The sequence below is a fragment of the Paenibacillus sp. GP183 genome (genome assembly GCF_900104695.1).
In the GTDB taxonomy this organism is placed as follows: domain Bacteria; phylum Bacillota; class Bacilli; order Paenibacillales; family NBRC-103111; genus Paenibacillus_AI.
In genome coordinates this window covers 2,573,744-2,595,730 of record NZ_FNSW01000001.1, presented here as the reverse complement: position 1 = coordinate 2,595,730, position 21,987 = coordinate 2,573,744, and the positions used below count along the sequence as shown (strand labels likewise).

Sequence of the window (21,987 nt, the reverse complement as noted above, 5' to 3'; positions counted from 1 at the left end):
TACTATAACATTATAATACAAGATATAACGATTACATACAATACAAACTTAAACAAACTTGAAATGGGGGATCCTTGTGGCAGATGTGAAAATCAAAGTACTTCGCTATCATCCAGATGTCGATACGGAGGCCAGGTATGATACTTTCACCGTGGATGCGAAAGAAAATATGACAGTATTGGATGCACTGTTTATTATTCTCACCGAACAGGATCACTCGGTTTCATTTCGCTGTTCTTGCCGTCTTGGCATGTGCGGATCCTGCGGAATGATCATGAATAATAAAGAAGGACTCGCTTGCCGGACGAAAATTGCGAAGTTGGGCTCTGAGATTACGGTGCGACCTCTGCGGAATTTGCCGATTATTAAAGATCTCGCCGTTAATATGGATCCATTTTTTAAACAATGGCAGCGAATCAAACCTTATTTTGTTCCAACTGTAGAAGCAGCTAATGACTTCGCCGTTATTCCACCAGACTCAGGCCGCCGTGAAATTATTGATCAAAACATCGACTGTATTACCTGTGGAGCCTGTTATTCCGCCTGTACTTTAGTATCTTTGGATGACAGCTATATCGGTCCTGCTGCATTAAATCGTGCTTATACACTTGTAGCGGATGAACGGGATCAAGGGACTAGGCAGCGGATGGAGGTGGCAGCAGGTGAAGATGGAGTTCTCCGTTGTCATACCCTTTTCAACTGCATGGAAGTTTGCCCGAAAAAGCTAGCTCCCACATGGTCCATACAAAAATTGAAATCGCGCGCGGTTACCGCTGCATTAAAGGGAGGGAGCAAATAATGGAACGTGCCCAATGTGATATTCTCATACTTGGAAGCGGAGGTGCGGGTCTATTTGCCGCCCATCATGCTTACGATCGCAATCCGAAATTGAAGATCATTGTAGCTGCAAAAGGACTGGTAGGAAAAAGCGGATGCACCCGTATGGTTCAAGGCGGTTATAATGTCGTTTTGAATCCTAACGATTCCATTGATAAGCATTTTAAAGATACCCTTAAGGGTGGCGGTATGATCAACAACCAAGAATTGGCCTGGACCTTGGTCAGCGATGCACCCAAACGAATCCGTGAGTTAGAAACGAAGATGGGCTGCTTCTTTGACCGCAATCCGGATGGAACGGTACATCAGAAGGCTTTTGCCGGACAATCGTTTGACCGCACGGTACATAGAGGCGATTTAACGGGGATAGAAATTATTAACCGTCTAAGGGATCAACTCTATGCTAAGGAAAGTGTCATATGTTGGGATGAAGTGCGCGCTGTCGAGCTTTTATATAACGACGATCAAAGTGTTGTGGCAGGGTGTTTAATGTTAAATCTGCGTTCGGGAAAATTTATCGTGGTAGAGTCTTTGGCTGTCATTATCGGTACAGGCGGCGGAGCAAGTATGTATAGGATTGCTGCTCCATCCCTGGAAAAAGCCGCAGACGGCATGGCAATGGCTTATCGGGCGGGTGCTAATTTCATAGATATGGAAATGATGCAATTCCACCCTACGGGACTGCTCGCCGAAAACTCGCGCCTGAATGGCGGTGTATTGGAGGAAGGGCTGCGGGGAGCAGGCGGCCACCTTTATAATTCACTCAATGAACGATTTATGCAAAAGTATGATCCGGAACGGATGGAACGTTCAACGCGTGACCGTGTAGCGCGAGCAGCCTACATGGAAATTATGGCCGGGCGCGGTACTCGTTTGGGCGGCGTGCAGATATCGGTTGCTCATTTGGGTCGTGAAAAAGTGTTAAAAATGTTTCCAGGTATGGTTGATCGATGCAAAGATGTTGGTCGCGATCTAAGTATGGAGCCCGTTGATGTAAGTCCTACCGGACATTTTCACATGGGTGGAGTCACCATTGATAAGGATTGCTTTAGCGGAATACCCGGACTGTTTGTTGCCGGTGAGGATGCAGGAGGGATTCATGGCTCCAATCGCCTTGGCGGTAACGGAGTAGCAGACTCCACGGTTTTCGGAGCACGCGCGGGAGATGCTGCTGCTGAATATGTGATGGCGGTGAAACGTCATAAAGTGTCTGAAAGCCTGGTTGATCTGTTTGTTGACCAAATGATGCTGCCGTTTAAACGGGAAAAGGGTGAGAACCCTTTTCAATTGCGCAAAGAAGTTGGCGACTTGATGTGGGAAAAGGTGGGGCTCGTACGAAATGGCCCCGATCTCAAAATTGCTATTGAGAAGTTAGCGGAATATGCTGAACGTGTTGATCAAATTAGTGTCGCTGGGGTACGAGATTATAACCTCGCATGGCATGAAGTATTGAATGTTAAAAACATCGTACAAATCGGACAAATGATCGCCATAGCTTCCTATTTGCGGAAAGAAAGCCGGGGTTCTCACTTCCGTACAGATTGCCCGGTAACGGATAATGAGAATTGGTACAAAAATATTTTCATGAAAAAAGGTCAGGATAGGCCTGAGACAGAGATTCAACATGTTGAATTTACTCATGTGCAGCCTGAAGAAATTTTTGGGGAAGATGCCAGAGTTAAGGTCGCAGCAAGTTAATTCAGCAGATGTTAGGAGGGTGAATCTGATGCAGGAAGTAAAAATAACGAAAGATCACAAGTTAATTGAAGTTGACCCCCGGATTTCAAGGGTAGATGTATTGAGACGCCATTCCGTAGGGATGAAAGCTTGGCTTGTTCACCGCATTTCCGGTGTAGGGTTATTATTGTATTTGCTAGCCCATATTGGCACGATGGGAACAGCTATGTTCATGGGGGAGGAAGCTTTTACAGGAGTCTTTCAGATTCTGTTTCATAATCCTGTCTTTCTCTTTATCGATTTAATCATTCTTGCCGGTGTTCTTATTCATTCTTTAAACGGAATTCGATTGGTATTGATGGATATGGGTTTTTTTATGACAAAACAAAAAGAGTTGTTTGTGGTAATTTGTTGTTTCTCAGCGGGCATATTTATTTGGCTGTTTATTCGAGCGTTCCTTTAATAGGAAGGAGATTTAACCATGGATATGACGTCTAAAATAAAAAGAAATGTGCTTACCTGGTTTTTTCAAAGAGTCAGCGGTGTCGCCCTAATTTTTTTAATTGTAATTCATATGTGGACCCTGCATTATGCTCATCCCGATGTGCACCCGAGTTATCCGAATTTATTAGAACGTTTACGTACGATTGGGTATATCACCTTGGATTTTAGTTTGCTTGCTCTTGCGTTATTTCATGGGTTAAACGGAGTCCGCAATATTGTTCTTGATTATACAAGCAACAGTCGTGTAATTAAACGTTGGAGCATTGTATTGATGGTGGTGGGAATTGTATTTTCCCTTTGGGGTGGAGCCGCTTTAATTAAAATTATGACCATAGGTTAACAAAACTGGGGAGGTTATTGGAATGAGTACCATGCAAACGATCTGGCAAGTCGATGAAAAAATCTATAAGGAAATGGAGGAAGCATGTAAAGAAATCTATATTCGGTCTTTAAAGGATCTTCCTCCTGATATTAGGGCAGCCGTACAACGGGCTTATGATAAGGAAACGTATGAGACCGGGAAACAAATTTTGAGTACGATCTTAAAAAATATTGATGTGGCGGACGAAGAAAACATGCTCATTTGCCAGGATACGGGCATACCTGTATTTTTCATTAAAATTGGCAGAAATGTTCGTTTCGATGGGATCCGACTGGAAGAAGCCATTCGGGAAGGAACGAAAAGGGCAACTTTGGAGCATCCTTTACGCTCCAGTGTATGTGATACGATCACCCGCAAGAATACAGGAACGGCTACTGGTAAGAAAGTTCCAGTACTCAATTGGGAATTTGTTGAAGGATCGTCCATCGAGTTGATGGCGCTGCCCAAAGGTTCCGGATCTGAAAATATGAGTTATCTCAAAATGTTATATCCGGCTGAAGGGCTTAGCGGTGCGAAAAAGTTTATTATTGACTGCGTAATCAATTCAGGAGCGAATCCATGTCCACCAACCTTAGTAGGGGTGGGAATGGGTGGTACGGCAGACCTTTGTACAGCATTGGCCAAAAAAGCAGCGGCTAGAGAGATAGGTAAGCCTAACCCCGATCCGACTATTGCAGCCCTTGAAGAAGAACTGCTGGATGCGATCAACCTGACTGGAATTGGTCCAAACGGATTGGGAGGAGCTGTTACGGCGCTCGCGGTTCATATTGAAACGGCTGATACGCATATTACGATGAATCCGGTTGCCGTCAATATGATGTGCTGGCCTGCACGCCGGATAAGAGCCACCTTTGAAGATGGAAAATCGGTTGTAATCGGTTATTAAAGAAGGGAGATTTCCATGGCACATCATTATTTACAAACGCCCATGACGGACGATTTCTTAAAGAAGCTACGTACGGGAGACACTGTTACGGTCGACGGCCACATCTTCGGAATTCGCGATGCCAATCTGATTCGCATTTTTGACCATAAAATAGATCCCCCGGACGATTTGATCCCGCAACTGAGAGGAGCCGTATGCATCCATACAGCTCCAGGGGTCAAGAAACTGGATAATGGAAAGTATGAAAAGGTATGTATCGGAACAACGACAAGTACGCGTATGGATCGCTTCGTAAGAGGATTGTTTGAACGGTTCGGTGTGAAAGCGATTACCGGAAAAGGGGGTATGCTGGAGCCCGGGGCGCAAGCCTGTGTCGATATTGGGGGCGTTTACTTCTCGATCGTCGGTGGAGCTGCCGCACTTGAAACCACACAAATTGAAGAAATAGAAGATGTGTGGTGGGAAGATTTAATGCCGGAGGCGATTTGGAAGCTGCGAGTCAAAAACTTCGGACCGCTGCTCGTTTCTGTGGATAGCTATGGAGAAAATCTGTATAAAGATGTGAAAACTCAAGCAGTAAATAATTTGGATAAGGTTTATGAGAGACTGGGTATTAAATAAAGCAGGGATAGGTAGACAAAAACGGAGCCCGCACATTGAACTTACCCCTGTCAAGTAGACAGTATTAAAAACAGAGTCTTCTCTAAGCAACCTTAGTTCGGTATTCCACCGGACTAAGGTTGCTTAAATTCGCCTGGAATCTTTCATAGTAAAAGAATCTTATGTCCTCAGAATGGAAGGAATGAAGGCGGAGACATTCGGACTTGAAGTGTCCAAAGAAACTTTCCATGCGGGCGTTATCCAAACATTTTCCCTTTCTGGACATACTCGCTCTCAAAAGAGGCAAATGATGAACGTAATGAAGTTACAATATTCTGTCCTGTAAATGAAGAAATCAGTGTATTAGTCTAATACTAGCGATGAACGAGTGTCCAGGCATCATAATATTGGGGATAAAATGGGGATAAACTATATCCCCAACCACACAAATCGAGCCTAAGCGAACACAATGGGAACGACAAAACCCCAGTAAAATTAAGACTTCAGCCGACTTCAACAGATTGGATCAAACTCGGTGTCGAACCCGCATACGAGGAACTTCCAAGAGGAGGTTCTTTTTTTCGTACCTAAGCTTGCTGACATATTGGTGTCGGTGGTGTGGTGTATAATTGTGGGAATTAGTGTCGGAAAAAGGGATTTCCCGTTTGATTGTGGAATAAGTTTACGTCATTCAATGACTAGCTGGAGGCTAATAATGTTCAGAAAAATTCTCGCGATATTTAAAAAATCCCCAATTCCCCCACGTCTATACCCTCAATACTACCCAAGCAACGTAAAAAAGTTGAACCAACACGTATCGGTGAATTGGGTGAGTATAAAATTAATATTCAACTTGATCAATTGCCGAAGGATTGTAAATTTCTGAGTGATCTTCTCGTATCAAATTCGAAATCAAGAACGGGCTATTCTCAGATAGATCATCTGGTTATCTCACCGTATGGATTATTTGTAATTGAAACTAAAAATTACAGCGGCGAGATTAAAGGAAAGAAAGATGACAAGAATTGGCTCGTAAATAATAGGTTTAAAATATTTAATCCACTAAGGCAGAATTATGGTCATGTGAAGGCTATTGAAAGTATCACGCAGTCATATAAGAAGTTAAACTTCATCTCTATGATTTCATTTACGATGAGGTGCCGCTTTAGTATTGATCCTGAGTTGAGACAAATTTCCTCTAATGAACTAGTCATTTATGATGTTGAGTTAACTGAATTTATTAGTAGGAAACTGATTCGTTTATCAACCGAAAATCCTGAACCTTTTTTAAAAAATGAAGAGATTATTCAAATTTACAATTTGTTGGTCAAAGCGAATATTATGGATCCGAAAATTAGAATTGAACATGTTGAGAAGGCAAGTGATAAAAAGCAGAAAAGCGTTGGAGTTTATTCTTAAATTTATACATTCAAGTTCCATTAATGCCGATATAACTAAATGCTCTAATATCCCAGTCATAGTGAAATCTTGGCATACAATGTAACTGAAGAAAGAGATGTCGGAATTTGTATACTTTTATTTTCATATGATCTATTTTCCTGTAAAATAAGTTATAATAAGTGGGATTATTGATAATTCAACTTAGTGGGAAAGGGCTTATATAATGGAGCATATTCCATTATTGACACTAGTTGTCGAAGAGTGTAGCAAGGGACAACCCCTTATCCCTCAAGCCTTTCCTTTCCCCCGATTTTCTATCACGATATTATTCATTCACTAATAAAGCTGTGCCAGATAGGCCCGAATCAAAAATGGGGGAAATGACCGATCTGCAGCAAGAGTTTATTTACGCAAGGAACGATAAAACGGTGCATGGCGGGGGGTTATTTAGCAAGGGTTTATTCATTGTGGACAAGCTATTTCTTTGGGGAAGAGGATTTAAGAATTGAGGCATAAAATTTAAATAAACCATTTACAGAACAGATAGACTCGAGTGAAAGCAGATAAAGTTGTATCGAAGGGAGAAAAATAATGTTCAGCTTAGAACAGCTCATCATTTTATTCGTTATTGGTTTGGTAGCCTCCATACTGGGAACCCTTGCTGGAGGAGGCGGACTGCTGACATTACCGAGTCTACTTATGATTGGCCTGCCCATTCAGTCGGCTATCGGTATCAATAAATTTAGCGGGTTTGTTTCTTCTTTATCGGGAATTCCATTTGTGCTTAAGCATAAAAATATGAGCGTACGAGAATTATGCATTACAATCTTCTTGGGACTTGCCGGCGGTAGCTGTGGAGCGGCTATTACGACCCATTTGTCCACGCGGATCATGAATATAGTTGCTTTTGTGTTGCTTCTGTTTGCCTTCATGGTAACCATATTAGGAAAGGGGACCGCAGTATCTGTCAAGCCTGTGGAGGAACGGAAGCCGTTAGTCGATAAGTTCATTAATACGTTTATATCAGTCTATGATGGCGCCTTCGGTCCAGGTTCGGCAACATTGATTATGATATTCTGGATTAAGGCTGGTAAAGCATATATAGAAGCGGTTCAGCGGTCCCGCATGCTCGTGTTGGGAAGCGCTTTAGGCAGCTTTGTGGTCTTCGAGTGGGCAGGTTATATCAATTGGTTTTTTGCTATTACCATGGGAATTGCTTCTGTTGTGGGTACACAAATAGCGCTGGTTATTTTGCCCAAAATCCGGCAGACAACAGCCAAACGCTTCCTGTTAGTAATTACCGGCATTTTAATTATTCAAATTGGCTGGAAAGTTTTTAGTCAATGAAATGATTGGATGTCACATTTCCTGTTGCATTACGTCAATCAACATGTTGCTAAATTGTAATAATATAGCCGTCGAAATCAGCGTTCAAAAGTAAGAAAAAGAGAACATTTGTCGAATTATGCTAACCAAAAATATTGACAATTAAAAATGTATACATTATTCTTTATATAAAAAGTATACAAGGTGGTTGAATAATACTGTATGGAGAAAGTAAATTTTCTACTCGCTAAAGATCGGATAGCCGCCATTTTGAGAGAGGAAATATTATCCGGAAGTTTAAAGCCGGGGAAAAAGCTACTTGAAAAGGAACTGTCCGAAAAATTGGGTGTTAGTAGAACTCCATTACGTGAAGCGATTCGAAATTTAGAAGTAGAAGGTTTAATTGAGAGTATTCCACAAAAAGGGTCTAGAGTTAAGATTTTGACTCGAAAAGATGTTATTAATGTATTTGAATTACGCATTCACCTAGAGAGTTTAGCAACTGCAACATCCGTTCCGCATTTAACTGAAATTGAATTAAGTCAACTTCACGACATTCAAACAAGAATAAGAGAAGCGACAGAACAAAGTGATTGGAGAGAAGTGGATTTATTAAATAAGGAATTCCATAGCATGCTTATGTCAGGGGGAGATAATGATCGACTTTTTGCAATGATTGATCAATTGCATCAGGTCGGCAGTCTCATCAGACTGTCTACTCTTTCTATTCCCGGGCGATCATATAAGGCGATAGAAGAGCATGATGAAATATTAAAAGCTGCATTAGCAAAAAATGCAGAATTAGCAAGTAATCTTATTCAGAAGCATCTTGAAATCGCTAGAAATACTCTGTTAAGTCATATTGGGCAAACAGAATTGTCAGAAAATCTGATTTTACTATGATGATAGAAATAGGAGGCAGGATTAGCTTTGGGAAATTATAAGATTGCAGTAATGGAAGGTGACGGAATAGGCCCAGAGATCGTTAGAGAAACGATCAAAGTGCTAAATGCTGTTCATTCGATCGTGGAAGGGCTTCATCTTGAATTTAGATATTTTCCTGTGGGATTAGCTGGATATGAAAGCAAAGGGTCGACTTTACCGAATGAAACGATTGAAGGTTTAAAAAACTGCCACGCAGGAATATTGGGACCTGTAACGACACACATTTATGAAACAACCGATCCTAATATGATAAATCCAAGCGGTGCTTTGAGAAAGAAATTTGATTTATATGCTAATATTCGTCCCGCTAAGAATTATGTAGGTGTAAATACAAGATATGAAAATGTAGATCTTGTGATTGTAAGAGAAAATACGGAAGGTATGTATTCTGATCGGAATCTGTATTTCGGTTCAGGTGAGTTTATGCCGGATCCTGACACCGTGCTTTCGTTAAGAGTAGTTACTCGAAAAGCTAGTGAACGTTTAGCTAAAGTTGGTTTCGAATTAGCAAACACTCGCAGAAAATCCGTGACATTGGTGCATAAAATGAATGTGCTAAGAAAAGGATGCGGATTATTTTATGATAGCTGCAAAAGTGTCGGCTCTGAATATAAAGATGTATCCATCCGTGATTATCATGTGGACGCGTTTGCCTTGTATTTAGTACAAAAGCCAGAGGTATTTGATGTAGTAGTAACGACAAATATGTTTGGGGATATTTTATCGGATCAAGCAGCTGGTTTGGTTGGAGGGCTTGGATTAGCACCAGGTCTAAATCTTGGTGATCATTTTATGATTGCGCAGGCTACCCATGGTTCTGCACCGGACATCGCCGGTAAAAATATAGCGAATCCCGTTGCCGAAATTTTATCAGCAAAAATGATGTTGGAGTGGCTAGGAATAAGAAATAACGATCAAAGCGCTCTTGATGCAGCATTATTAATACAAAAGGCCGTGGAAGAAGCTTTTAAACAAAATCTTAAGACTCCAGATTTAGGAGGTAGTCTATCAACCGATCAATACGGAGATAGTCTAGTTAAGGAGTTAGAAAAATTAGTATTGCAGAAACAATAGAGAGTAGGGGAAACGTTACATGCAGGGAAATATCTTAAGAGAATTAATCATCAAAGCATTACCGGAGTTACAGCTAATACAAAACGAACACTATAAAAAAGCTGTCATTTCGATTTGGGAAGAAGCATATAGCGCTAGTGGGTGGGAAAATCTTGAGGATGTTCCTAAAAGTGGTGATGTCGTAGAGTATAGCAATTTACAACACTCCCGAAGTGTCACTCTCCAAGCCATTGCTTGTGCAGACGTGATTCAAAGCATTCATCAGATTAACGTGGATCGAGATATATTAATCACTTCTGCATTGCTTCATGATATTGGTAAGTGTTTCGAATATACCAAAGAGGGAATGAAAACTAGATATGGAAAATTGATGCAACACGGTTTCTATCCTGTTCAAAAAGCAATAGAACATGATCTTCCGTTGGAAATTCAACATCTCATCGTTACTCATACAGGATTATCAAAGATTATGCCGCAGACTGTGGAAGCATTAATTTTACATTATGTAGATTATCTCGATTCCGATGTACTTTTACATGTTTTGAATAAACCGCTATTTCTAAAAAAGTAGTTCGTATCCATCATCATATAACGATCCAACACGAATGTCGATTGCCTGATTTTTGGTTTGGTATAACAAAAAATGTATACATTATTCTTTTTTTGTGTTAGGGGCTTTTTTTCATATTTTCATCTTTTCAAAGCATTGAATGCGTTTCCAAAATAATAATAATGAGGGGTAGACATGAACTTGAATGCGCTAACATTAGAAAAGCAAACGATTCGAAAAGTTAAAATGAGAATTATCCCATTTACCTTTCTTCTGTATATTGTTTCCTATTTGGACCGGGCCAATATCGGATATGCGGCATTGCAGATGAATAAGGATCTTGCTCTTACCAGTGAGGTATTCGGGATTGTTTCCGGTATTTTCTTTATTGGTTATTTTCTTTTTGAGGTACCAAGTAACGTGTTGATGCAAAAATTCGGGGCGAGAGTATGGATTGCTAGAATACTTGTGAGCTGGGGGATATTAGCAACCCTCACAGGATTTGCTCAAAACACTACGCATATGTATATTTTGAGATTTTTACTGGGCGTAGCCGAAGCTGGATTTTACCCGGGAATTCTTTTTTATTACACTAATTGGTTCAGGTCTAAAGAGCGAGCAACCACGGTTGCGATGTTTACCGCAGCCATCCCTGTGTCCTATGTGATTGGAGCGCCACTTAGTACGTGGATTATGGATCATATACATTTTATGGGCATCAATGGATGGAGATGGATGCTGATTCTGGAAGGGTTACCCTCCGTTATTTTAGGAATCATGACGTACTTCTACTTGACCGAACGTCCGGAAAAGGCGAAGTGGCTGACAAGTGAAGAGAAGAATTGGTTGTTAACGGAGCTAGAACAAGAGAAAAAATCAATTAAAAATGTGAAACATCTAAGTACGCTGAAAGTGTTATGCGACCCTAAAGTGTTGTACCTTTGCTTTATTCAATTTGTGTATCAAACCGGTAACCTGGGTGTGGGGTACTGGATGCCACAGATTATTAAGGGATTTTCTAAAGTTTTAACAAATACCCAGGTTGGATTGATTGCCACGGTTCCTTATATCGTCTCTACGATTGGCATGATTTATTGGTCACGTCGATCGGACCGTAAGAATGAAAGACGTTTACACTCGGCCATACCACTTGTTGTTTCAGCGATTGGTATGATATTGGCTGGAATGACGACCAATCTTTATCTGGCGATGGCTTTCATCACCATTTCTCTCACGGGTTTATACGCCTTTAAGTCTCCATTCTGGGCATTGCCACCGTTGTTTTTAGCTCAGTCCTCTGCGGCCGTAGCTATAGCCTCGATCAATTCCTTTGGGAATTTAGGAGGATTCGTTGGACCCTATGCATTGGGATTAATTAAAGGTATAACAGGCAGTACGAAGGGAGGTTTAATTTTCTTAAGTGCTCTGTTGTTTATATCTTTCATTATGACATTATTTATACGATTAGAAAAAAAACAAAAACAAACTCTTCAAGAGAGTGAAAGTCTTACCAAACATGCTTAACTGTTTTACCTTTCAAATACCTATTCTTCAAAAATCGGAAGTGACTTATTAGATGAAACATAAAGTTCCCTATGGGAAAGAATTCATAGAATTTGAACTGGATGTACCTGTAGAAAAGTTAATTGCCGAAAAAATAGAAAAAGCACCTGACAAAAGAGCAATTGTCAGAGCAGCTATGGAAAATCCGATCGGCTCAGCTAAGCTTTGCGAGCTCGCTATCGGTAAAAGGAACGCAGTGATCGTCATTAATGATATAACACGTCCGTCTCCGACCCAATTACTCGTTGAAGAAATTAGTCGAGAACTGAATGAGGCAGGGATTCGAGACTCGGAGATAACTTTGCTTGTGGCGACCGGCAATCATAGAACAAATACGGAAGAGGAACTCATCAGCATGGTGGGTGAAGAGGCTTACAAACGGTTCATGATAATAAACCATAATGCGTCGGATCCAGATCAACTGATCGATTTGGGGAAAACAACTCGCGGTTTGGCCGTTGTAGTTAACCGATTAGTGGTAGAATCTGATCTTACGATTCTCACGGGTATCATTACTCCCCACCAGTCAGCTGGCTTCAGCGGCGGTCGAAAAAGTATCGTTCCTGGGGTAGCAGGAGTAAAAAGTTTAGAACAACATCATTCCCTACCGATTCGATCCGAACATCCCGTGATGGGTAAATTGGAAAACAACACGTTTCACGAGGAGGCTGTGGAAGCCGCTCGAAAAGTGGGAGTAGACTTTATTGTGAATGTCGTCAAAAACAGTGACGGCGATATTACGACCGTTGTTGCCGGCGATCTAGTGGAGGCTCATGAGAAAGGCGTCGCCGATTGTAAAAAAGCATGGGAAATACAAATCCAAGGGAAATTTGATATTACGATCGTTTCTCCAGGAGGCTATCCTAAGGACTTTGATATGCATCAGGCACAAAAAGCTTTAGCTACTGCTGAAATGATTACAAAGGCAGGAGGCTCCATCATACTTGTCGCAGAATGTGCTGGCGGGATTGGGAGTTTTGCTCAATTGCTCATTGAATCTCGTGATCCACAAGAGGTTATTAATTGTTTCAAAAGAGAAGGCTTCAACAGTATAAATCATTCTTCCAAGGCGTATATGTATGCTCGTGTGCTACAAACGCATGATGTGTATTTTTTGACAGACAAAATTGATCCATTGGAATTAAAAAAGATGTTCTTTATTCCGTCAGCATCCATTAATGCTGCATATAACAACGCCAAGATGAAATGTGAGGAAACTCCTAGAGTATCTTTCATACCTTATGCGGTGGATTGCATTATCAATATAGTTTCATAATAACAGAAAAACAAACGAAAATCCGGCCCCTCGACGAAGGAATAACCGGATTTTCGTTTGTTTTCACAGAATAGGTTGGGTTTCTTTTGCATCGTGAACTATATGTTCAAAAATGGCTTGAATACTTCATTTTGCAATGAAATGAAACTAGACACAGTGGAGTTTACCAAAGTCAACGGGGTGGTAATGGACCTATGAAAGACAAAATATTAAAAGGTATATACAGGACACGATCAACTTTTACCGTAAATCAAAAAGAATATGATTTTTATCGAATCAAAGCTTTGGAGGAAGAGGGAATTGGATATGTTTCAAGGCTTCCTTATTCCATCAAAGTCCTTCTGGAAGCAGCTGTCCGTGAATTTGACGGTATTGCCATTACGAAAGAACACATTACCAAGCTTGCAAATTGGACGGTGGAACGCGATCCGAACCAAGAAGTTCCTTTCAAACCGGCACGCATTCTTCTCCATGACACCACCGGGCTTCCTGCGATAGTGGATTTGGCGGCGATGCGCGAGACGATGCAGCGAATGGGAGGGGATATTTCAAAAGTGAATCCGCTTATCCCGGTAGATCTGGTGGTGGACCACTCTGTTACAGTAGATTATTACGGGAGGCCAGATGCGATGGAATTAACGAAAAGATCAATTTTGAGCGGAACATGGAGCGTTTTCGTTTTTTTCGGTGGGCGCAAAAGTCTTTTGATAATTTCCGGGTGGTTCCACCGGCAACTGGCATTATGCACCAAATCAATATGGAGTATTTGGCGTCTGTTGCGGCTAGAAAGAATGTGGATGGAGATACCATTATCTATCCCGATTCTCTTGTAGGAACGGATTCCCATACGACCATGATCAATGGACTTGGCGTGGTGGCTTGGGGGGTCGGCGGAATCGAGGCAGAGGCAGCCATGCTGGGACAACCTTTGTATTTCGTTATTCCTGATGTGGTTGGGTTTAGACTAACCGGTTCGATTCCTGAAGGGACAACCGCAACGGACCTTGCTCTAACAGTAACCAACATCCTTCGCAAGAAGGGTGTTGTCGGTAAGTTTGTAGAATTCTTCGGACCTGGTGTAGGGACACTGAGTTTGGCTGACCGTGGGACCATTGCCAATATGGCGCCTGAATACGGGGCAACCATGGGCTTTTTCCCTATAGACCAGGAAACGTTGAATTATTTAAGATTAATTGGCCGCGATCAGGAGCAAGTCGCTCTCGTTGAAGCGTACTATAAAGCCCAAGACATGTTCAGGGAGAGTGATAGTCCGGACCCTTACTATCCGGAGGTAGTTGAGCTTGACCTATCCACGGTTGTTTCCTGCCTTGCCGGGCCCAAACGTCCACAAGATCGTATTGAGTTGACAGCGATGAAGCAGATTTTCAATGAGGCGATTAGAACACCGTTCGATAAAGGCGGCTATGGGTTGTCCGAGGAGCATTTAAAAAAATCAGTCTTGATTGAACAGGCTAACGGAGAACAAATGGTCATTAAGAACGGATCGGTGGTTCTCGCCGCGATTACGAGCTGTACGAATACTTCCAATCCTGCTGTGTTGATCACCGCAGGACTTGTAGCTAAAAACGCGGTGGAAAAAGGACTAAAAAAGCCGGCTTATGTGAAGAGTTCGCTCACACCCGGTTCACGGGTTGTGACCGACTATTTAAGAGAATCTGGGCTACTTGGTTATCTTGAAGCTCTAGGGTTCCATATTGCTGGTTATGGTTGTGCGACATGCATCGGTAACTCAGGACCGCTTCCTCCTGAGGTGAGCAAAGCTATCAACGACCAGGATTTTACAGTAGCTGCCGTGCTTTCAGGAAACCGGAACTTTGAAGGACGCGTACACCCACAAGTGAAATTGAATTACCTTGCTTCTCCACCGCTTGTGATCGCCTATGCTTTAGCGGGTACGGTTGATATCGATTTGACCAATGATCCAATTGGATACGATCAAAATGAACAACCCGTGTACTTAAAAGATATCTGGCCATCTTCAGGAGAAATTCAACACTGTTTGGGCAATGCGGTTCGACCAGAATTGTTTCGCAAGCGTTATGAAGTGGTGTATGAGGCGAATGAACAGTGGAATCAAATCGTTGCACCTGAAAGTATGCTTTATCAGTGGGATGAAAACTCCTATTATATACAAGAACCACCATTCCTGAGAAATCTTAATGAGCAAACTACAGAAATTCAAGAAATTAAAGGTACTCGCACTTTGGCGCTCTTGGGAGACACAGTAACAACCGATCACCTTTCTCCATCGGGCGCTATCAAGGCCGATAGTCCTGCCGGATTGTACTTGCAAACCAACGGAGTCAAACCTGAAGATTTCAATTCTTATCCTTCCCGCCGCGGTAACCATAAAGTGATGATGCGAGGTGCCTTTGCCAACATCCGCATCCGTAATCAATTGGTTGCCGGATCGGAGGGAGGCGTAACCAAGTACTTGCCGACAGGTGAAATCATGTCAATCTACGATGCAGCTATGAAGTATCAAGAGATCGGTACTCCACTTGTCGTGATTGCGGGCAAAGAATATGGTACGGGAAGCTCCAGGGACTGGGCAGCAAAAGGCACTTACCTGCTTGGAGTTAAAGCGGTTATCGCAGAAAGCTTTGAGCGAATTCACCGAAGTAATTTGGTGGGAATGGGCGTACTCCCTTTACAATTTGTAGAAGGAACGAACACTTCCTCTCTTGGTCTCAATGGAACTGAAACATTCAAAACAATAGGCTTATGCAATGAGATCAACCCGGGGCAAACGATTACGATTCGGGCTACCCGTGAAGATGGAAGCTGCTTTGATTTTGAAGTGATCGTCCGTCTTGATAGTGTGGTAGATATCGAATACTATCGCAATGGTGGTATCATGCAGACGGTGATTCGCCAATTAATGAATAAATAAAGAAATGGCTGGTATAGGGTAGAGATGAACGGACCGTTCCCTACCCTATTCCTAAGAATACAGGCGTGTCATAGGCAGTACCTTAATGTTTGAAAATCTTTCAGCAAAAAAATTGGTGATATACTTGTGCTAATTGGTGCTGAGTTGGTGTTAAAACGTATCACCAACCGCTCTAAATGAGCCTATAAGAACAGAATGGGATCATCAAAAACCCAGTTAAATCAAGGCTTCAACGGACTGGAACAGTTTCTATCATACCCACGGACGAACCCGCATACGACACATGTGGAGTGCTTTAACAATGAATTTCTGAACTATAAACTAATATTGAAGGTCATACATTTAAAGGAGGAAAAGCTAAGATGTTTTACGATTTACAAGGTGAAGCAAATATGTCACCAATTGTGGGAATATTATATTCCGCTGTGAAAGAAAACAGCCAACGACTACAATTAATCACTGATGGCATGTCGCAAGAAGAAGTAGATTATAAGGGTCCAAATAACAACTTTAATAGTACCGCTTAGTTAATCAAACATATCATGTATGTTGATCTTAATTGGGTTTATAGAATAAAAGGACAACCACTTCCTCATTCTTTAAAAGAGCAATATGGCCCCATGATAGATGCAAATAATAGGCTTCCGATGATCAAAGGGAAGTCTTTGAACACACTTATGTCTGACTATTAAGGTGTACTAACAATGTTGAAAGATACATGTACACAATTAACAGATGCTGATCTTGATAAAGTTGTCACTTTTGGACATGAAAACGAAAAGCAGGCAACCATTCGCTGGGGATTATGGCATATGGCTGACCATAGCCGCTATCATCAGGCTAATATTAATCAGCTTAGAAAGTGGTATAAAGAAAATTCTCTTTCAAATTAAAGGGGACGATTGGGTTGGTGTAATCGCTCCATCACTCTTTCTGGACGGAAACACCCATTCACTGTCTACGGTATCAAGGTACGCGTTCAGCTCATCATAGGTGTTCCCCAGTTTGATCTCCCTTGGCTTCCCTGTCTTACCTTCCTTTACCACGATCCGCGTCTTACGTCGAATGTCCTTGACCTTTAGCTTTACAATATCTCCTACGCGTAAACTCGTGTTAATCCCAAGCAAAAACAGGATGTAATCACGTTCCGAACAGTGGCGGCGTAGTGCCCATTTGAGGTCTTCTATTTTATCCTTGGAGCGAATCGGTTTTACGTCTTTAATTTGATTATAGCTTGCTATCCTCCAGTAAAATCAACATTTTGAATGTACGATTTTTATAGATGTAACCAATAAATCACATAACTAAGAAAATGTCTGCTACTACTGGAATGAATGTACGATTTAATGTAAGAACATACATTCAAAAAAATAAAGATAGGTAAGCGGATTGTATATCACCCATCACCAGACAGCGTATAAGGCTCTTAGATGGGCTTCGTTAAGCAAATGCATTTAAGAGTGTGAAATGAGCGTTCCATGCATTCTAGGCGTGCTGAACGCTATATGAAATCATAGTTTTATCTGAAACAGGGAGGGGGAATAGTTTTAACCTTTTTCGGCAACTCATTTTTCAGGAATGGTGGTAGCACTTCTAGAACTAGACATATGTGATAAAAAACGACAAATATCAATAGTAACTCCCTTCCAATTTAGCTATAATGAACTAGTTACCAATAATTAAAATACATCACTTGAGGAGACTAGAATGAAGAAACATGTAACTATTTTTCTAATTGTAGTATTAACGCTTTTATCTGTCCCTAATTTGAGCTTTGCTGGAGAGGCACCCAAACAATTGATTAATAAAGTCGTTGAAATATCCGCAGGTGCATCACACGTATTGGCTATTACAGAAAGTGGGATGTTAATTGCATGGGGAAGTAATGGACATGGAGAATTGGGCGATGGAACAAATATAAATAAGACCCTTCCAGTGCAAATCGGAACAGCTACCGACTGGTATAAGATTTCCGCAGGTTCAAATTACTCTATGGCTATAAAAAAAGATGGAACACTTTGGGCATGGGGTAACAATACATATGGACACTTGGTACAGGCAATACGATTGATCAAGAGACACCTGTAAAAATTGGCACAGACAATGATTGGATTAAAGTTGATACAGGAGAAAATTTTTCGATTGCATTAAAGAAAGACGGTACTATGTGGTTGAGTCAAATAAGAAACTCTAATGATGTACCATTATTTAAGAAAATTGATAACAATGTATGGTCAGATTTATCAGCAGGTAGTAACCATTTACTTGTCCTAAAACCAGATGGAACATTATGGTCATGGGGAAATAACGGTAATGGCGAATTAGGTATAGGTACTAATAATAGTAGTAAAACACTAGTTCAAGTTGGAACTGACAATGACTGGGTAAAAATATCAGCAGGGTCTGCATTCTCAATCGCACAAAAAAAAGATAATAGCATCTGGAAGTGGGGTGCTAACAGTAATAATATAAATGCTCTCTCTCCAAAAAAAATTGCTGATAGCATGAATTTCAAAAGTTTATCGACTTCAATGCATACTGTGGGAGTTAAAGTAGATGGAACTTTATGGACATTGGGTAGAGATAATGGTACAGGGCAAATTTTGATGACGGAACTATTTTTAAACAAGTTGGAAATGATACAGATTGGATGAATGTACAAACAGGAGTAGGATACACAATTGGCTTGAAAACAGATGGTACTCTATGGTCATGGGGCTATAATAAATATGGACAATTAGGGAATGGAACTCAGACTGATAAGTTGATTCCAGTTCAAACAGGAAATAAAAATAACTGGACACAGGTTTCTTCATCAGGAGAACACACTGTTGCAACAGACACCTACGGGGATTTATGGGCATGGGGGCAAAATTTTGGATACCTTGGTGATGGTACGTGGAACACAAAATATTCACCTGGGAAGATAAGTACAGTTTCAAATGTTACATACATTCAAGCTGGTTGGTATTCAAATTATGTAATTAATAAAGACAATGCTCTATACGATTGGGGAATTAATTCAGATTATCAATTAGGTGATGGAACAAATAATACTATTTACGAGCCAAAGTTGATCGGTACTAGTCAAGATTGGAAAGCGGTTAGTAGTAACTATGCTAGTACTTTTGGATTGAAGAAAGACGGTACATTATGGTTTTGGGGAACTGATTCAAACGGAAGCTTTTTTGGTTCCAGGTACCCTTGGAAGATAATTAAGGAACCAATTCAAATTGGAATAGATAGTGATTGGGAAAAAATATCGGTTGGAAATGTATTCGTACTGGCTACTAAAAAAGATGGATCACTTTGGGTAGGTGGGAATAACTATCCAAGTAATACCCTAAATAATATTGATATGAAAAGAATTGGAAATGATAGTGATTGGGATCAAATTGTTGCAGTTTCTTCTTATAGTGTGGGGATAAAAAAAGATAGTAGCTTATGGTTTTGGGGTGATGACTTACTAAATAGTTATCTTCCTAGTATGCCAATAAAAACAATAAATGCACCACAACGTATCGGTACTGATTCAGATTGGATGAAAATTTCAGCGGGTAATAAACATGTTTTATTGATAAAAAGAGACGGTACTCTTTGGGTAATTGGGCGAAACGATTCTGGACAATTAGGTATTGGTAATAGAGAAAGTACGAGTACCCCACTACTGATTGATAGTAATAAATGGAAAGAAGCAGCCGCTGGTAGTGATTGTTCCTTTGGAATAAGAAGTGATGGAACATTATGGTCATGGGGATCAAATGATTTCTATGCACTAGGATTAGGGGCAACTAATATTACTCCTAACCCTAATCCCATAAGCATTAATTTTCCTATTGTTAATGAAGTCAAAAGCAATGATACAGATTTAAATGGAATAACAACTCCAAACGCTCATGTGCAGATTTCAATAAGTTCTACTGTGATTACATCAGGTAAAGCAGATGATAAAGGGACATTTTCAATAAAAATTAATAAACAGTCTGTTGGAACTAAATTAAGCATAATTGCAATTGATGTAAATGGTCAGGTAAGCGGAGTAACAACTGTATCAGTTTTGAGTTATACAAACACTTCATCTTCATCATCAGACCATTCATCAGGTAGTGGAGATATATCAAGTAGAACTCCAGCTGTAGAAATACCTACCGAAGGAAAGCCAGTAAATACCGAGCCTACGAAGCCAACAACCAAAAATGTCTTTACAAAAAATGTTGATACTGTGAAAGTTATAAATTCATTAAAAGGAAATCTCCTCACAGCAAAAGAATCATCAGCTGCTTTCACTGATATTAAAACTCATTGGGGAAGTCAAAATATAAATGTGTTTGTGAAACTTGGAGTTGTATCAGGTTATGAGGATGGCAGTTTCCATCCTGATGCTAAAATTACGCGTGCAGAGTTTGCGACGATTATCTCTAAGATTTTTAATATTGAAGGTAGTTCAAATACGTTAAGTCTTTCTGATGTAAAAGGTCATTGGGCTAAAGATGAAATTCAAGCACTTGCTTCACACGGAATAATAAATGGTTACGAAGATGGAAGTTTTAAACCAGACAATAGTATTACACGCGCAGAAATCATTGTAATTCTTTCTAGAATAATTGACTTAAGCACAACACAAAAGTTAAACAATGTTACCTTCGGAGACGTTACAGGAACTTGGAATGTTCAACAGATTAAAGCCTCGGCTGAAGTGGGATTGATTGAGGGTCGAGATAATTCAATTTTTGCACCTAATGAATTTTCTACGAGAGCTGAGTCTTTAACAGTCATCTTAAGAGCATTGAAGTTAAATCCAGAAATTAAATTTATTTTGGATCAAATGAAATAGGTGCTTGAATTTTTAGCTATCCGTAACTAGGGTAGCTTTTTTCTTTATTCTAAATGATAATAAAAAAATAACAAAAAATGGTTTTGCCTTGAGGTTGAATCTAGATAAATTACAATCTCAAGTCAATATCAATAAAGAAATCATTATTGAGGTCGTCCTTTGCATCTACTTTGACGACCATGCCATAGTTGTAAGACGAACAAGCGGCCATGCCTAGTGGACAATCCACTTTGCCCGTGGCGTGCGGACAACGAAGCTTCAAGTAATCGGCATCAACACCCCAGTAGGTCATCGCGAATCCCATCGAGCAGCAAGGCGTTCCGTTTGTTGTCATCCCAGCAGGAGGTTATTTCTCTCCTCGAGGGTTGAGGGGAATAATGGCCTGTGCTTTCACGTTCCGTGCGGCTTCGTAAACTTTCATTTGGTCATAGCCCGCATCTAGCATAAAAAATCGCGTGTTTGATTTAGTGGCTACTTTCTCAATCAGACCCGGCGCCATTTCCCCGTCATTCACATGCGCTGGTGTGACTTCCAGAGCTATTGGAAGCTCACTTTTAGTGTCAACAGCCAGATGAAGCTTGTAACCGAACCAAGTGATTTTGTTGCCGAAGGCGTCGAACTTTGCGCCCCAGTTCGAATGGCCGATTTTGCTCGCTTTTGCGCTAGGGCTGCTTCTTCTCGTAAGCATGAATGGCGGCGCTATCGATCGCGACGTGGCTGCCGTCGATGATGCCTTCTTGCTGACAGCGTTTGACCAAATCCTCAAAAAGCTGCTTGGCCAAGTTTTTCTCGGTCAACTCGGCGAAGACTCGGCTTAACGTGGAGATAGACGGAGCTTCGCGGTCGAGCGGTAGTCCGCACTGATAGCGAAACCGAAGATCCGTGTCCAAGCGGTGATGTAAGGTGGTAAACGTATGGATGTGCTCAAGCGGTGCAGTTAAGAGTGCACGTAAAATGCCTTCTCTACAGTGGCCCTCAGCGCCTCGGGGTGAATATTTCTTGGCGTAAGGTCTTAAATCAAGAACACTAAAAAAGAAAGGTAATCGATCTTTTGATTGCATTTTTAGCAGTTCATCGAAGGAAAATAGACTTTCTTGGAGAATATACAAAGTGACTTCACTCCCTTGGGTTTTCTAGTTTGGTCATTTGAAAACTTCTCCAAGTTGGGGTGAAGTCCCTTTTTTATGCCTGAAAATCCTTGCGTATCAAGGGCATAGG

The 21,987-nt window shown here is 41.0% G+C and carries 19 protein-coding genes and 4 pseudogenes; 18 read left to right on the top strand and 5 right to left on the bottom strand.

The genetic code is table 11. From position 1 onward, the window contains the following. Positions 1-76 precede the first annotated feature (76 nt). Genes BLV33_RS12850 through BLV33_RS12825 form a run of 6 tightly spaced genes read left to right on the top strand, consistent with a single transcriptional unit; the run spans position 77 to position 4,907 of the window. Complete coding sequence (locus BLV33_RS12850; protein WP_090791874.1) at positions 77-799, top strand: succinate dehydrogenase/fumarate reductase iron-sulfur subunit; 723 nt, start codon at positions 77-79, stop codon at positions 797-799. Next, positions 799-2,535 (top strand): FAD-binding protein, encoded by a 1,737-nt coding sequence (locus BLV33_RS12845; protein WP_090791870.1) that lies wholly within the window; start codon positions 799-801, stop codon positions 2,533-2,535. The genes BLV33_RS12850 and BLV33_RS12845 overlap by 1 nt, the downstream gene beginning before the upstream one ends. A 28-nt stretch (positions 2,536-2,563) precedes the next feature. Beyond that, positions 2,564-2,977 (top strand): succinate dehydrogenase, cytochrome b556 subunit, encoded by a 414-nt coding sequence (gene sdhC / locus BLV33_RS12840; RefSeq protein ID WP_171909134.1) that lies wholly within the window; start codon positions 2,564-2,566, stop codon positions 2,975-2,977. Positions 2,978-2,995: 18 nt separating this feature from the next. Next, positions 2,996-3,358 carry a succinate dehydrogenase/fumarate reductase transmembrane subunit gene (locus BLV33_RS12835; RefSeq protein ID WP_090791862.1) on the top strand — a complete coding sequence of 121 codons (363 nt, stop codon included), beginning with the start codon at positions 2,996-2,998 and terminating at the stop codon, positions 3,356-3,358. Between the two features lie 22 nt (positions 3,359-3,380). Next, the gene (locus BLV33_RS12830; RefSeq protein ID WP_090791859.1) at positions 3,381-4,286 is read left to right on the top strand and encodes a fumarate hydratase; all 906 of its coding nucleotides are present in this window, start codon (positions 3,381-3,383) and stop codon (positions 4,284-4,286) included. A gap of 15 nt (positions 4,287-4,301) precedes the next feature. After that, on the top strand, positions 4,302-4,907 hold the full coding sequence (locus BLV33_RS12825) for a fumarate hydratase C-terminal domain-containing protein (protein ID WP_090791856.1): 606 nt from the start codon (positions 4,302-4,304) through the stop codon (positions 4,905-4,907). Positions 4,908-4,989: 82 nt separating this feature from the next. Here the strand turns inward: BLV33_RS12825 and BLV33_RS30010 are convergent. Beyond that, positions 4,990-5,175, bottom strand: a pseudogene (locus tag BLV33_RS30010) (IS3 family transposase); the annotation flags it as partial. 536 nt (positions 5,176-5,711) lie between these two features. Here BLV33_RS30010 and BLV33_RS12820 point away from each other — a divergent pair. The 9 genes and pseudogenes from BLV33_RS12820 (at position 5,712) to BLV33_RS12780 (ending at position 16,828) form a co-directional block, all read left to right on the top strand. Beyond that, a complete protein-coding gene (locus BLV33_RS12820) occupies positions 5,712-6,305 on the top strand; it encodes a nuclease-related domain-containing protein (RefSeq protein ID WP_253187056.1) in 594 nt (197 codons plus the stop codon). Positions 6,306-6,878: 573 nt separating this feature from the next. Beyond that, positions 6,879-7,634 (top strand): sulfite exporter TauE/SafE family protein, encoded by a 756-nt coding sequence (locus BLV33_RS12815; RefSeq protein WP_090791853.1) that lies wholly within the window; start codon positions 6,879-6,881, stop codon positions 7,632-7,634. A 201-nt stretch (positions 7,635-7,835) separates the two neighbouring features. Then, a complete protein-coding gene (locus tag BLV33_RS12810) occupies positions 7,836-8,516 on the top strand; it encodes a GntR family transcriptional regulator (RefSeq protein ID WP_090791848.1) in 681 nt (226 codons plus the stop codon). A gap of 27 nt (positions 8,517-8,543) precedes the next feature. Then, the gene (locus BLV33_RS12805) at positions 8,544-9,632 is read left to right on the top strand and encodes an isocitrate/isopropylmalate dehydrogenase family protein (protein WP_253187055.1); all 1,089 of its coding nucleotides are present in this window, start codon (positions 8,544-8,546) and stop codon (positions 9,630-9,632) included. 19 nt (positions 9,633-9,651) lie between these two features. Next, the gene (locus BLV33_RS12800; RefSeq protein ID WP_090791844.1) at positions 9,652-10,203 is read left to right on the top strand and encodes an HD domain-containing protein; all 552 of its coding nucleotides are present in this window, start codon (positions 9,652-9,654) and stop codon (positions 10,201-10,203) included. Positions 10,204-10,377: 174 nt separating this feature from the next. Continuing rightward, on the top strand, positions 10,378-11,706 hold the full coding sequence (locus BLV33_RS12795) for an MFS transporter (RefSeq protein WP_090791839.1): 1,329 nt from the start codon (positions 10,378-10,380) through the stop codon (positions 11,704-11,706). Positions 11,707-11,758: 52 nt separating this feature from the next. Further along, the gene (gene larA / locus BLV33_RS12790) at positions 11,759-13,021 is read left to right on the top strand and encodes a nickel-dependent lactate racemase family protein (protein WP_090791835.1); all 1,263 of its coding nucleotides are present in this window, start codon (positions 11,759-11,761) and stop codon (positions 13,019-13,021) included. Positions 13,022-13,215: 194 nt separating this feature from the next. Then, positions 13,216-15,935, top strand: a pseudogene (gene acnA, locus BLV33_RS12785) (aconitate hydratase AcnA). A gap of 362 nt (positions 15,936-16,297) precedes the next feature. Then, positions 16,298-16,828: pseudogene (locus BLV33_RS12780) on the top strand (DinB family protein). Positions 16,829-16,834: 6 nt separating this feature from the next. On the opposite strand, the pseudogene BLV33_RS12775 reads toward BLV33_RS12780, so the two are convergent. Continuing rightward, a pseudogene (locus tag BLV33_RS12775) lies at positions 16,835-17,176 on the bottom strand (tyrosine-type recombinase/integrase); the annotation flags it as partial. A gap of 466 nt (positions 17,177-17,642) precedes the next feature. On the opposite strand from BLV33_RS12775, the gene BLV33_RS12770 reads away from it, so the two are divergent. From BLV33_RS12770 to BLV33_RS12760, 3 genes are all read left to right on the top strand, one after another. Further along, on the top strand, positions 17,643-18,023 hold the full coding sequence (locus tag BLV33_RS12770; RefSeq protein ID WP_090791828.1) for an RCC1 domain-containing protein: 381 nt from the start codon (positions 17,643-17,645) through the stop codon (positions 18,021-18,023). A gap of 77 nt (positions 18,024-18,100) precedes the next feature. Next, positions 18,101-18,589 (top strand): RCC1 domain-containing protein, encoded by a 489-nt coding sequence (locus BLV33_RS12765; protein ID WP_090791824.1) that lies wholly within the window; start codon positions 18,101-18,103, stop codon positions 18,587-18,589. Further along, positions 18,586-20,769 (top strand): S-layer homology domain-containing protein, encoded by a 2,184-nt coding sequence (locus tag BLV33_RS12760; protein WP_090791821.1) that lies wholly within the window; start codon positions 18,586-18,588, stop codon positions 20,767-20,769. The genes BLV33_RS12765 and BLV33_RS12760 overlap by 4 nt, the downstream gene beginning before the upstream one ends. A 109-nt stretch (positions 20,770-20,878) precedes the next feature. Here BLV33_RS12760 and BLV33_RS30705 read toward each other — a convergent pair whose 3' ends face one another. Genes BLV33_RS30705 through BLV33_RS30695 form a run of 3 tightly spaced genes read right to left on the bottom strand, consistent with a single transcriptional unit; the run spans position 20,879 to position 21,878 of the window. Further along, the gene (locus tag BLV33_RS30705) at positions 20,879-21,103 is read right to left on the bottom strand and encodes a hypothetical protein (protein WP_366414810.1); all 225 of its coding nucleotides are present in this window, start codon (positions 21,101-21,103) and stop codon (positions 20,879-20,881) included. A 12-nt stretch (positions 21,104-21,115) separates the two neighbouring features. After that, positions 21,116-21,457, bottom strand: coding sequence for a transposase (locus BLV33_RS30700; protein ID WP_366414809.1), 342 nt, complete (start codon positions 21,455-21,457; stop codon positions 21,116-21,118). Next, positions 21,432-21,878, bottom strand: a complete 447-nt coding sequence (locus tag BLV33_RS30695) for a transposase (RefSeq protein ID WP_366414808.1) — start codon at positions 21,876-21,878, stop codon at positions 21,432-21,434. Before BLV33_RS30695 ends, BLV33_RS30700 begins: the two co-directional genes overlap by 26 nt. Positions 21,879-21,987: the final 109 nt, after the last annotated feature.